This is a genomic window from Oceanibium sediminis (genome assembly GCF_003265325.1).
GTDB lineage: Bacteria > Pseudomonadota > Alphaproteobacteria > Rhodobacterales > Rhodobacteraceae > Halovulum > Halovulum sediminis.
The window spans coordinates 272,268-284,319 of the sequence record NZ_QGNX01000005.1 but is presented as its reverse complement, the minus strand read 5'-3'; the positions used below and the strand labels follow the sequence as shown (position 1 = coordinate 284,319).

14 protein-coding genes are annotated in these 12,052 nt (G+C 66.5%); 1 reads left to right on the top strand and 13 read right to left on the bottom strand.

The window, feature by feature from the left end; genetic code table 11:
* Positions 1 to 3: 3 nt before the first annotated feature.
* The 12 genes from nuoG to DJ029_RS14705 all read right to left on the bottom strand — a co-directional run bounded on the left by nuoG (position 4) and on the right by DJ029_RS14705 (position 10,196).
* The gene (nuoG, locus tag DJ029_RS14760) at positions 4 to 2,028 is read right to left on the bottom strand and encodes an NADH-quinone oxidoreductase subunit NuoG (RefSeq protein ID WP_112323235.1); all 2,025 of its coding nucleotides are present in this window, start codon (positions 2,026 to 2,028) and stop codon (positions 4 to 6) included.
* Between the two features lie 158 nt (positions 2,029 to 2,186).
* Complete coding sequence (locus tag DJ029_RS14755; RefSeq protein ID WP_157966392.1) at positions 2,187 to 2,594, bottom strand: DUF5333 family protein; 408 nt, start codon at positions 2,592 to 2,594, stop codon at positions 2,187 to 2,189.
* A gap of 109 nt (positions 2,595 to 2,703) precedes the next feature.
* The gene (nuoF, locus tag DJ029_RS14750; protein ID WP_112323233.1) at positions 2,704 to 3,999 is read right to left on the bottom strand and encodes an NADH-quinone oxidoreductase subunit NuoF; all 1,296 of its coding nucleotides are present in this window, start codon (positions 3,997 to 3,999) and stop codon (positions 2,704 to 2,706) included.
* A gap of 3 nt (positions 4,000 to 4,002) precedes the next feature.
* Positions 4,003 to 4,242, bottom strand: a complete 240-nt coding sequence (locus DJ029_RS14745; protein ID WP_157966391.1) for a DUF5337 domain-containing protein — start codon at positions 4,240 to 4,242, stop codon at positions 4,003 to 4,005.
* Positions 4,243 to 4,368: 126 nt separating this feature from the next.
* Complete coding sequence (locus tag DJ029_RS22150) at positions 4,369 to 5,028, bottom strand: NADH:ubiquinone oxidoreductase (RefSeq protein ID WP_232823091.1); 660 nt, start codon at positions 5,026 to 5,028, stop codon at positions 4,369 to 4,371.
* Positions 5,029 to 5,078: 50 nt separating this feature from the next.
* Complete coding sequence (gene nuoE / locus DJ029_RS14735) at positions 5,079 to 6,125, bottom strand: NADH-quinone oxidoreductase subunit NuoE (RefSeq protein WP_112323232.1); 1,047 nt, start codon at positions 6,123 to 6,125, stop codon at positions 5,079 to 5,081.
* A 1-nt stretch (position 6,126) separates the two neighbouring features.
* Positions 6,127 to 6,573 carry a hypothetical protein gene (locus DJ029_RS14730; RefSeq protein WP_157966390.1) on the bottom strand — a complete coding sequence of 149 codons (447 nt, stop codon included), beginning with the start codon at positions 6,571 to 6,573 and terminating at the stop codon, positions 6,127 to 6,129.
* Positions 6,570 to 7,787 carry an NADH-quinone oxidoreductase subunit D gene (locus DJ029_RS14725; protein WP_112323230.1) on the bottom strand — a complete coding sequence of 406 codons (1,218 nt, stop codon included), beginning with the start codon at positions 7,785 to 7,787 and terminating at the stop codon, positions 6,570 to 6,572. The genes DJ029_RS14730 and DJ029_RS14725 overlap by 4 nt, the downstream gene beginning before the upstream one ends.
* Before the next feature lies 1 nt (position 7,788).
* Positions 7,789 to 8,688: a sulfotransferase gene (locus DJ029_RS14720; protein WP_112323229.1), complete on the bottom strand. Its 900-nt coding sequence runs from the start codon at positions 8,686 to 8,688 to the stop codon at positions 7,789 to 7,791.
* On the bottom strand, positions 8,689 to 9,300 hold the full coding sequence (locus DJ029_RS14715; protein WP_112323228.1) for an NADH-quinone oxidoreductase subunit C: 612 nt from the start codon (positions 9,298 to 9,300) through the stop codon (positions 8,689 to 8,691).
* 9 nt (positions 9,301 to 9,309) lie between these two features.
* Positions 9,310 to 9,840 carry a NuoB/complex I 20 kDa subunit family protein gene (locus DJ029_RS14710; protein WP_112323227.1) on the bottom strand — a complete coding sequence of 177 codons (531 nt, stop codon included), beginning with the start codon at positions 9,838 to 9,840 and terminating at the stop codon, positions 9,310 to 9,312.
* Entirely contained in the window at positions 9,831 to 10,196 is a 366-nt protein-coding gene (locus tag DJ029_RS14705) for an NADH-quinone oxidoreductase subunit A (protein WP_112323226.1), read from the bottom strand. The genes DJ029_RS14710 and DJ029_RS14705 overlap by 10 nt, the downstream gene beginning before the upstream one ends.
* 400 nt (positions 10,197 to 10,596) lie before the next feature.
* Here DJ029_RS14705 and DJ029_RS14700 point away from each other — a divergent pair, with 400 nt between their 5' ends.
* The gene (locus tag DJ029_RS14700; RefSeq protein WP_157966389.1) at positions 10,597 to 11,139 is read left to right on the top strand and encodes a hypothetical protein; all 543 of its coding nucleotides are present in this window, start codon (positions 10,597 to 10,599) and stop codon (positions 11,137 to 11,139) included.
* Positions 11,140 to 11,171: 32 nt separating this feature from the next.
* On the opposite strand, the gene DJ029_RS14695 is transcribed toward DJ029_RS14700, so the two are convergent.
* Positions 11,172 to 12,047 (bottom strand): heme-dependent oxidative N-demethylase family protein, encoded by an 876-nt coding sequence (locus tag DJ029_RS14695; RefSeq protein WP_112323224.1) that lies wholly within the window; start codon positions 12,045 to 12,047, stop codon positions 11,172 to 11,174.
* Between the last annotated feature and the right edge of the window lie 5 nt (positions 12,048 to 12,052).

The following is a 12,052-nucleotide window of genomic DNA, read 5'->3' as shown; positions in this document are numbered from 1 at the left end:
GTCTTACTCCGCCGCCGCCAGCGGCTGATGCCGCTCGGCCGCCAGTTTCGTCAACTCGCCCATCACGCTGGACGCGCGGGCGATCGGATTGCCGAGGTAATGGGAAAGTTCGGCATGTCGCAACGCACCCTCGCCCAGCTCGCCAGGCAGAAGCGCGTCGTCAGAGGTATTCGCGGGCACCTCGTCGATCCGGGCCAGGTGCGGCGCCGCCTCGAACATCGCCGCGCGCAACTCCGCGAGGGAGTTGAACGGCAGCGTCGCGCCCAGCTCCGCGCTCAGCGCGCGCAGGATCGCCCAGTTTTCCTTCGCCTCGCCCGGCGGGAAACCGGCGCGGAAGGTCATCTGCGGGCGGCCCTCGGTGTTCACGAAGATCCCCGATTCTTCGGTATAGGCAGCGCCCGGCAGGATCACGTCGGCGCGATGCGCGCCCCGGTCGCCATGGCTGCCCTGGTAGATCACGAAGGGCCCGGCGGGCACGTCGACCTCGTCCGTGCCGAGGTTGTAGACCACCTCGGCCCCGTCCAGGGCCGCGTCCATGCCGCCCTCGGTCGCAAAGCCCAGGTCCATCGCGCCAACGCGCGCGGCAGCGGTGTGCAACACCAGCAGGCCGCTGTCGGTGTTCCGGCAGATTTCCTGAGCCGTCGCCAGCACAGCGGCGCCGTCAGGCCCGCTCAGCGCACCCTGCCCCACGATCACGAGAGAGGGGCGCGCGCGCAATTCGTCGTCCTGCTCCATCCCGGCGATTCCGGACAGGGCGGCGCGGTCATCGCCCACGTGGTGGTAGGTATAGGTCAGGTCGACGGCCGGGCCCACCAGCGCCACTTCCGCGCCCTGGGTCCAGGCCTTGCGAATGCGGGCGTTCAGCACCGGCGCTTCGTTGCGCGGGTTGGTGCCGATCAGCAGGATCCGCTCGGCGGAGTCGATATCCTCGACCGTCGCGGTGCCAACGTAAGCGGCGCGGTTGCCGATGGGCAGTTTCGCACCGTCGGTGCGGCACTCCGTCGTACCGCCCAGCGTCGAGACCAGCTCGCGCAGCGCGTAGATCGCCTCGGTCGGGGCCAGGTCACCGGCAAGTGCCGCCACCTTCTTGCCCCGCATCGCGTCGGCGACCACGGCTAAAGCCTCGCCCCAGGTGGCGGGCTTCAGCTTGCCGTCGCGGCGCACGTAGGGCTTGTCCAGCCGCTGGCGGCGCAGACCGTCCCAGATGTAGCGGCTGCGGTCTGCCAGCCATTCCTCGTTGGTGCCGTCGTGGTTGCGCGGCAGGATGCGCATCACTTCGCGCCCCTTCGTGTCCACCCGGATGGAGCAGCCGAGCGCGTCCATCACGTCGATGCTCTCTGTCTTCTTCAACTCCCACGGGCGAGCAGTGAAGGCGTAAGGCTTCGAGGTCAGAGCGCCCACCGGGCACAGGTCCACCACGTTGCCCTGCAGTTCGCTGGTCAGCATCTGTCCCAGGTAGCTGGTGATCTCGCTGTCCTCGCCGCGGCCGGTCTGGCCCATCTCGGGCACGCCGGCGACTTCGGTGATGAAGCGCACGCAGCGCGTGCAGCTGATGCAGCGGGTCATCTGCGTGCCGACCAGCGGGCCCAGGTCCGGGTCGATCGCGGCGCGCTTGGGTTCACGGTAGCGGCTGAAGTCCACGCCGTAAGCCATTGCCTGGTCTTGCAAATCACACTCGCCGCCCTGGTCGCAGATCGGGCAATCCAGCGGGTGGTTGATCAGCAGGAATTCCATCACCCCTTCGCGGGCCTTCTTGACCATGGGCGAGGTGGTGCGGATTTCCGGCGGCGCACCCTCGGGGCCGGGGCGAAGGTCCTTGACCTGCATCGCACAGGAGGCGGCGGGCTTCGGCGGGCCGCCCACGACTTCCACCAGGCACATGCGGCAGTTCCCGGCGATGGACAGGCGCTCATGGTAACAAAAGCGCGGTATTTCCACGCCGGCTTCCTCGCAAGCCTGCAGGATGGTCAGTCGCGGATCGACGGCAATCTCCTGACCGTCGATCTTGATCGTGCGCAGATCTGTCATTTCTCTCTCCGCAGCAGCGCCGCATGGCTGCCGTTCAATCCCTTGCGGGGCCGTGATCCGGCCTCGCGCTCCGTATTGCCGCGAACCGCCCCGTGCTGCAACCGCGAATGCCCGGTACCGGGCGGTTTCATCGCAGGCGCGGGGCCGTGGTCCGCCCTTTATCCCGCCGTCACGAGCGAGCCGATCCGGCTGCCCTCGGCGATTTCCGCATCGATCCCGGCGCAGAAGGCGTCGGTGTCGTCAGTGCCGACGTCATGCTTGGTCCGGAAACCCGCCAGCCGGTTGGCAACGCCGCTTTGCTCGCTGCGCACCTGCTCGAACTGGGCCGAGATTTCCGCGCGGTTTGCGCCCCGCCCTTCCATCGCCGCGAAGACGGTCTCGTAAGACGCCGTACCGGCCGCCTTGTCATAGGTCTTGCCCTCGCAAAGCTGCTCAGCGGTGGCGGCGATGGCGTTGTCGCCGATCACGTCCACCAGCGCCTGGTCCGGCCCGCCCTGGCCGGACAGCGTGCACGCCCCCAGCGTGGCCCCCGCGAGCAAGAGAAAAGCAGTCCTGGAAATACCCATCGTTCTGTCCCCTATTCCGCAGCTACCGGCGCACAGTGCCCGGCCTGCCAAAGCATTCCGCCCGTCGCCATGCACCCGCGAAGGCGTCCATGGCGCCAGGCATCGCCGATCACTCCGCCGCGACCGCGCTGATGCGGCCCGTGCGCTTGGCCTTGATCCGGTCCTCGATCTCGTCACGGAAGTGACGGATCAGGCCCTGGATCGGCCAGGCCGCCGCATCGCCGAGCGCACAGATCGTGTGCCCTTCGACCTGCTTGGTCACGTCCAGCAGCATGTCGATTTCCTCGGGCTCCGCGTCGCCCTTCACCAGGCGGTCCATCACGCGCATCATCCAGCCCGTGCCCTCGCGGCAGGGCGTGCACTGGCCGCAGCTCTCGTGCTTGTAGAAGGAGGCCAGCCGCCAGATCGCCTTGATGACGTCGGTGCTTTGATCCATCACGATCACCGCCGCCGTGCCAAGGCCGGAGCGTTGCTCGCGAAGCCAGTCGAAGTCCATGATCGCTTCCTTGGCGATATCCGCCGGCAGAAGCGGCACGGACGAGCCGCCGGGGATGATGGCCTTCAGGTTGTACCAGCCGCCCCGGATGCCACCGCAATGCCTGTCGATCAGCTCCTCGAAGGGGATCGACATGGCCTCTTCCACCACGCAGGGGTTGTTCACATGGCCCGAGATCGCGAAGATCTTGGTGCCGACGTTGTTCGGCCGCCCGAAGCTGGAAAACCAGTCCGGCCCGCGGCGCAGGATCGTCGGCACGACGGCGATGGATTCCACGTTGTTCACCGTGGTCGGGCAGCCGTAAAGGCCCACACCGGCGGGGAACGGCGGCTTCAGGCGCGGCATGCCCTTGCGCCCCTCAAGGCTTTCGAGCAGCGCGGTTTCCTCGCCGCAGATGTAGGCCCCGGCACCGTGGTGCAGGTACAGGTCGAAATCCCAGCCGGATTTCGCGGCATTCTTGCCCAGAAGGCCCGCGTCGTAGCACTCGTCGATCGCCGCCTGAAGCGCCTCGCGCTCGCGGATATATTCGCCGCGCAGGTAGATGTAGCAGGCATGCGCACCCATGGCGAAGCTGGCGATCAGGCAGCCTTCGATCAGCGTGTGCGGATCGTGGCGCATGATCTCCCGGTCCTTGCAGGTGCCGGGCTCGGATTCATCCGCGTTGACCACCAGGTAGGAGGGGCGGCCGTCGCTTTCCTTGGGCATGAAGGACCACTTCAGACCGGTCGGGAAGCCCGCCCCGCCGCGCCCGCGCAGGCCGGAGGCTTTCATCTTCTCCACGATGGTATCGCGGCCCAGCTTCAGGATATCCGCCGTGCCATCCCAGTGGCCACGCGCCTTCGCGCCCTTCAGGCTGCGGTCATGCATCCCGTAGAGGTTGGTAAAGATACGGTCCTTGTCGTCAAGCATCGACTAAACTCCATTGTTCTGACGAAGACGCCAGACCCGGTAGAGCACGACCAGCGCCCAGATGAGCGCGGCCATGCAGGCAAGATCGAGGAGAAACGCGAAACGCGCCGGCAGACCCAGCGCCCCGCCGATGGCGGACGCGGCCATCCACGCCACGAAAGCCACCACGATCACCACCGTGGCAAGGCGCACCTGCCCCTTCTGCGCGGCGGTGTCGGACCTGTCTTTCGTCGTGTCTGGCACGCGATGTCCCGTCTCTCTCTGCCCCGGCACGACAGCCGCGCTGGGGGTGTGTTCCAAAAAGGGCCGCCGCCGGCCCCGTCAATGCATCCGCCGCCCCACCGGGGCAGCGGCGTTAGCGTGCGGGCCTCAGCCCTTGTCCAGTTCGCTGGCCTGCGCGACCCAGCCGTCCCGGGTGACGCGGCCCTTGAAGCCCTCGATGTTCTCGTCCACCCAGGCGACCTCGTCGTCGGACCAGCTTGCGATCTGGTCGAAGTGATAGACGCCCAGACCGTTCAGCACCTGCTCCAGCTTCGGGCCGACGCCCTTTATCTTCTTCAGGTCGTCCGGCTTGCCACCACGGGCGGCGGACAGCAGTTTCGGCTTGCCCGGCTCGTCCGCGTTGGCCCCGGTGACGGCGGCCTTCGCGGCGTGGGCCACTTCCTCGACCTTGGCCTCCAACTCGGCGGCCTTTTCCTTCACCACGGCCCCGGCGTGTCCGACCGCATGGCCGGCCTTTTCCGCCGCGCTGGTCGCCTCACCGGCTTTCGGCGCGGGCGCCTCGGCGGACTTGCCGCCCTTCACGTCGAACGCGCCGACGGGCGGCGGAGCGGGAAGGTCAACCATGCCCTTCATCAGCACTAAGCCAAGGCCCCCCCAGATCAACAGGCCAAGAAAAACCGGGCCCGTGTAACCGAAATCGCCGAAGAAAATCATCATGGCAACGAACATCGCAGATGCGAGGCCCGCTATGATCCAGACCGCAAACAGGGCCGTGGTGCGGGGAACCGGGGAAGTCTTGTCACTCATCGGGGTCTCCTCCATTGGATCTTACCCCAAACGCCGCCGGGGCTTTTTATTCAGACCTCCGATTTGCCAGCTGCAAGTTCATTGGCCTGCTCAACCCATTTATCACGAGTTACCCTGCCCTTGAACCCTTCCAGATTCTCGTCGACCCAGGCGATCTCCGCCTCGGTCCAGGCGGCGATCTGGTCGAAGTGGAAATAGCCCATGGAATGCAGCACTGACTCCAGCTTCGGCCCGACACCGGAAATCTTCTTCAGGTCGTCGGCCTTGCCGTCGCGCGGGCCTTCCAGCCCCTCGGGGCGCGCCGCGTCACCGCTTGACGGCGGGCGGGCGATCTTTTCCTCGGGGTCCGGCGCGGGGGACTTCGCTTTCGGCGCATCGTCCTTCGGGGCCTTGGGCCGCTTGGCCTTGCCGCCCTGCACCGGGGTTTCGTCGCCGGTGATGCGCTTGATGGTGTCGCCCCATTCCAACGCCCGCGCGACCGAGGCGTTCTCGGCCTCGCCCGTGAATTCGGTCAGGGAGGTCAGCCCGCCTTTCGGCTCGGACGCGAAGCGCCCGTTGTAGGAGCCGGGGCGCGGCACCTCGCCCTTGGCGAGCGTATCGATGATGCCCGCGAAGCTTTCGGCGGTCAGATCCTCGTAATAATCCTTGCCGATCTGCGCCATCGGCGCGTTGGCGCAGGCCCCGAGGCATTCCACCTCTTCCCAGCTCAGCTTGCCATCGGCGGAAAGCTCATGGGGGTTCGGCGCGATCTTTTCGCGGCAGACAGCGATCAGGTCCTCGGCCCCGCAGATCATGCAGGACGTGGTGCCACACACCTGGATATTGGCCACGGAGCCAACGGGTTGCAGCTGGAACATGAAGTAGAACGAGGCCACTTCCAGCACCCGGATATAGGCCAGGCCCAGCATCTCGGCGATCGCCTCGATGGCGGGTTTGGTGACCCAGCCTTCCTGCTCCTGGGCGCGCCACAGCAGCGGGATCACCGCGCTGGCCTGGCGCCCCTCGGGGTATTTCTTCATCTGCGCTTCCGCCCAGGCCTGGTTGGCCGGGGTGAAGGCAAAGCTCTCCGGTTGCTCGGGGTGAAGACGTCTCAGCACGTCAGTTGTCTCCTCGCATGTCGATCATGCAGGCGTCCTGCAAGCTCGCGTTTATCGTCTGCAGCGGCGCGGTCACATCCTCGTCGCAGTTCTGGTCCGTCACACAGGCTTCCACCGCCTCGTAGAGCGCGCGCGGGCCGATACCGGCCTGTTCGAACACGCCGGCCGCGGCGGGGCCTGGATTTTCTTCGTAGGTCTCAAGATAGCGGCTGAAAAAGCCAAGCCGCGTGCCCCGCACCTGCCCCGGCCCTCGCGGCGGCGGCATGTCCAGCGCTTCCTCAAGCTTCTCGAAGCCCAGGGCAAGCTGGCGGCAGGCCATCATCTGGCCCACGTCCTGCGCAAGCGTCGGTGGCGCCATCACGCCAAGCGTGGCCAGCGTTACGGCCAGACGCGCATGCGGCGCGGTCCCGGCCAAAGGCCGCCGCTGAAGAGTCGCGCTTGCGATCACCGGTCCACCTCGCCGAACACGATATCGAGCGAGCCGAGGATCGCGCTGACATCCGCCAGCTGGTGCCCGGTGCACAGGTAGTCCATCGCCGCCAGATGCGGGAAACCGGGCGCGCGCAGCTTGGCCTTGTAAGGCTTGTTGGTGCCGTCCGAGACCAGGTAGACGCCGAACTCGCCCTTGGGCGCTTCGACAGCAGCATAAATCTCGCCCTCGGGCACGTGGAAGCCTTCGGTGTAAAGCTTGAAGTGGTGGATCAGCGCTTCCATCGAGGTTTTCATGTCGCCCCGCGTCGGCGGGCTCAGCTTGCCCCGCGCCATCACGTCCTGGCCCTTGCACTCATTCAGCTTTTCAATGGCCTGTTCCATAATCTTCACGCTTTCGCGCATCTCGGCCATACGGCAGAGGTAGCGGTCATAGCAATCGCCGTTCTTGCCGACGGGGATCTTGAAGTCGAATTCGTCGTAGCATTCATAGGGTTGCGCGCGGCGCAGATCCCAGGCCATGCCTGAGCCGCGCACCATCACGCCGGAAAAGCCGTAGTCCAGCGCGTCCTGCTGGCTGACGTGGCCGATATCGACGTTGCGCTGCTTGAAGATCCGGTTCTCCGTCAGCAGGTCGTCGATGTCCTGAAGCGCGGCGGGGAATTCCTTGCACCACTGCGCGATATCGTCGACCAGGTCCTGGGGCAGGTCCTGGTGCACCCCGCCGGGGCGGAAATATGCGGCGTGGAGCCGCGCCCCGCAGGCGCGCTCGTAGAAGACCATCAGCTTTTCGCGCTCTTCGAAGCCCCAGAGCGGCGGCGTCAGCGCGCCCACGTCCATGGCCTGTGTCGTAACGTTCAGCAGGTGGTTCAGGATGCGCCCTATCTCGCAATAGAGCACCCGGATCAGGCTGCCCCGGCGCGGCACCACGGTGCCGGTCAGACGCTCGATCGCCAGGCACCAGGCGTGTTCCTGGTTCATCGGGCTGACGTAGTCGAGCCGGTCGAAATAGGGCAGGTTCTGCAGGTAGGTGCGGCTTTCCATCAGCTTTTCGGTGCCGCGATGCAGCAGGCCGATGTGCGGATCGCAACGCTCGACGATCTCGCCGTCCAACTCAAGCACCAGGCGCAGCACGCCGTGGGCCGCCGGGTGCTGGGGGCCGAAGTTGATATTGAAGTTGCGGATGCGCTGCTCGCCTGTCAGCACGTCGCCCTTGGTTGAAGATCCGTCCATCTCAGGCCTCCGCCATGTGGGCGCGCCAGCGGTCCGGCAGCTGCCCGTTGAAGTATGTATTGCAGAATGCGTATTGGTCACGCAGCCGCGCTTCGGCGCGCGCGCGCCGCTCGGCGTCCAGCGGGATCGCGCGGCCCGCGTGGCTAACGCTGTCAAAGGCCCCCGGGTGGGGCGCGATGCCGAGGAAAGCGGTCAGCCGCTGCAACGCCGGCTCGGTGAACAGCTGCTCGTAGAATTCCACGTGGATGCGCGCACCGGGGACCGCCGCGCTCAGTTCCGTCAGGGTGCGCGCGTAGTCCGAGCGCGCCGCGAAGCCGTTCAGGTCGCCGTCCAGGAAGTTGTCGAAATTGCGCTTCACCACCGCCTCGACCGGGCGCTTGGTCTGCCTGGCCCGGCGCTGCCCGTTCATGCGCGCCTGGCTCCAGGCGCGATCCACGGGGTCGCGCAGCAGGAAGACGAAGCGCACGTCATCGCCGAGCGCGGCCATTTCGGCGAAATGCTCACGCGTAAGGGTCACGTAGCAGGGCGTGATATCGGCGATCAGCTTCGCGCGCCCCAAACCCTTGGTCATGTAGTCGAGATAGGCGCGGTGCCCCTGCCCCTGACCGTTTTCCTGTGCGCGCAGCACCGCCTGCCAGTCGCGCACGTCACGCTTTTCCGCCTCAAGCCGGCGGCGCTGAAGGAAACCGGCCTTGGCGATCTTGCGATCCAGGTCCTTCGCGCGGGAGTCCATATGCTCGATATAGTGCTCGAGCCGGCTGGTCCCGGCGGCGGTGTCGAAGTAATGCAGTTCCTTCACCCCGCGCAGATGGCACTCGGGGTGGCTGGCCAGGTAGTCATAGAGCCAGGTCGTGCCCGCCTTCGGCGCGCCGATCACGAAAAGAAGTGTCGGGTCGGCCATTCAGCGCGCCTCCCCCTCCTTCTCGTCACCGGGAAGGATGTACTCGGCCCCTTCCCAGGGGCTCATGAAATCGAATTGGCGGTATTCCTGAACCAGTTCCACCGGTTCGTAGATCACGCGCTTTTCCACCTCGTCATAGCGCACTTCGACGTAGCCCGTGGTCGGGAAGTCCTTGCGCAGCGGGTGGCCGCGGAACCCGTAGTCCGTCAGGATCCGGCGCAGGTCCGGATGGCCCGAGAACATGATCCCGTACATGTCGAACACCTCCCGCTCGAACCAGTTGGCGGAGGGGTGGATTTCCGTGATGGACGGAACGATGTCGTCCTCGCGCACGGCCACGCGCACGCGGATGCGCTGGTTCTGGGTCATCGACAGGAAGTGATAGACTAGGTCGAAGCGCCGCTCGCGGTCCGGGTAGTCCACGGCGGTGATGTCCACCAGCGTGGTGAACTGGCACGCGCCGTCGGTCTTCAGGAACTTCACGAAGGCCGGAACCGTGGCCGCGCCAACGGCAACGTTCAGCTCGCCGTTGCGCACGGAGGCTTCAATGATCGCTTCTTCCTGGCGCACGGCGATCATGCTGCCAAGCTCTTGCAGGGCGTCGTCTGACATGGCCGTCTCCTATCGGGCGATGGTGCCGGTGCGGCGCATCTTGCGCTGCAACTGAAGGATTCCGTAGAGCAGCGCCTCGGCCGTCGGGGGGCAGCCGGGGACATAGATGTCGACCGGCACGATCCGGTCACAGCCGCGCACCACCGAGTAGCTGTAGTGGTAGTAGCCGCCGCCGTTGGCGCAGGATCCCATGGAGATCACGTAGCGCGGCTCTGGCATCTGGTCATAGACCTTGCGCAGCGCGGGAGCCATCTTGTTGGTCAGCGTACCGGCCACGATCATCAGGTCGGACTGGCGCGGCGAGGCGCGCGGCGCGGTGCCGAAACGCTCAAGGTCGTAGCGCGGCATGGAGGTGTGCATCATCTCCACCGCGCAGCAGGCCAGCCCGAAGGTCATCCAGTGCAGCGAGCCGGTGCGCGCCCAGTTGATGATATCCTCGGTCGAGGTCAGCAGGAAACCCTTGTCCTGAAGCTCGTTGGACAGGGCGGTCGTCGCCGCTTCCTTGTCCGGCCCGGCGGTGTTGCCGACTGCTACTCCCATTCCAGGGCCCCTTTCTTCCACTCATAGGCGAAGCCGACGGTCAGCACGCCCAGGAACACCACCATCGACCAGAAGCCGAACAGCCCCTGGTACTGGAAGCTGGCAGCCCATGGGAACAGGAACGCCACTTCGAGGTCGAAGATGATGAACAGGATCGCGACGAGGTAGAAGCGCACGTCGAACTTCATCCGCGCATCGTCAAAGGCGTTGAAGCCGCACTCGTAGGCGCTGACCTTCTCCGCGTCGGGGTTGCGCACGGCAACGATCACCGCGCTCAGCATCAGGACCAGGCCCAATGCGATGGCCAGTCCCAGGAACACCAGGATCGGCAAATACTCTCTCAGAAGGTCTTCCAAAATCTCTCTCCTGCGCGGCCCCGCGCGCGGGGATGGTCGCCCGCGCGGCGTGGGTATGTGGTAGCCCTACGCCGTAGGGAGGTCAACCGCCCGGCAGCGCCCCCGGCGTGGTAAACTGTTGCAGCGCAGCACGCCCCGGATCGCCCCTGTCACCCGCGCTTCCCCGGGGGTCGGGCAGTTCCGCCCGATCGGTTGCATAGGGGTTCTTGCATTGGTGAATGTGACTCGCACTACCTGGCCCCGGTGACTACAAGCGATTGATTTCCATAGGTTTAACGACACCTCGAAGTGTGAGCACTGCCACATCCCGCCATTAACAAGATCGTAAGTTTGGGCTACCATAACAGGCGTCAGGGCCACGCGTGTTTGTTCGGTCTGTTTTGCGTAAAAGGTATGTGCAATGTCTCGTTGCTTTAAAGAGTCTCGTCGTGACGAATCCGGTTCCGCCACCATCGAGTGGATTGTCGCCGTTGGCATGGTGGTCCTGATGGCCGTGCCGGTCCTTGCCCTGATCGCCGAGGGGTCCGAGCAGGCGAGCAACGACATCGGCCGCTCGATCAACGATACCAACACTCTCTCCGGCGATGACACCGGCGGTGCGAAGAATAGGTTTGAAATCGCCTCCGCCGACCCGGCCCCCCTGCCCGGTGCGGACATGGTCGTCGGTTTCCCGCCCGGGGAAGAGGCCACCTTGGCGACGTGCAAGGCGCGCCCGATCCTGTTCTCCGGCCAGGACGAAAGGCTGAGGGGGGACATGCCGCGGTTCGGTGCGGCGAACGGCGTCGGCAGCATCGACGCCGTGGTGCCGAGCGCGGCGCCGGTGGCACCGGGTCTGTTGGACCAGCGCCTGGCCATGGGCCCGAATCATTGCTTTGAAAAAGTCGCCGCCGAGGTTGAGGAAAACCTGAACGCGCCGAAGACCGTCACCGCCTCGGGTCGCTGAGGGGGCCCCGGCGTTCGCGCCAGGCCGCGCCTTCAGCCGGCCCCAGGGGCGAGCAGCGCTTCGGCGGTGCTGAGAACGTCCTCGCGAAACTTGTAGCGGCGCATGGCCTCCGGCAGGGCCTCCAGCGCCGCGCGGACCCGGGTTTTCAGCGCCGCGTCCAGCGCCCCCAGCGGGGCCAGCGCGGTACGCACGGAAAAGATCACCATGTCACTGCCCAGGGGGCGCAGAAGCGTCTGGCGCTCGACCCGCAGCCAGGGCCCCTCGGGCCCGATAGGGGGCCGCACCTCGGGCGGGGTGTAGCGCGCGCCGCTGGCGCCGATGCTCCAGTTGTGACGCTCCAGCGGGCGGCCCGGGGAGAGGTTGGCGAAAATGCGGTTCACGCGCGGTGCGAGCGACCCGGCATAGCCCGGCACCGGCGCATGGATCAGGTCCAGCGGTTTGCCCAGCTTGTCCTGCAATCGCCAATGGGCGGGGTAACAGGCGCTGCCCGCGACCAGCCGGTGCCCCTGCGCCCCGTCGTCGGGTAGCAGCAGCAACCAATCGTCCGCCGTGGCGCGCGCCAGCAGGTCGGCATCCGCGCCAAGCCGAACCCCGTCGGGGCGCTGCACATGGTCCGGCGCGACCCTGTAGCCCGGTACCGCGCTCAGGGCGCGCCGCAGTTGCGCGGCGAAGTCCCGCGCCGCCTGCGCCCCGCCCTGCCCGATGGCCACCACGCCCGGCCCGTGTCGCGCCACCAGCGCGTCGCGTTCCGCAAGGCGCGCGGGCTCGTCCCCGTCGATGCGCAACCAGTCGCACTCGGCCACCGGGGACAGGCCGGGCGCGCGCAGTCGGTGCGCCGCCGCGAACGGATGGCTGAGCGTGGCATGATCCCCGACGGGGGCCGCCACCGGGTCCCGATCGACGCACACCGCTC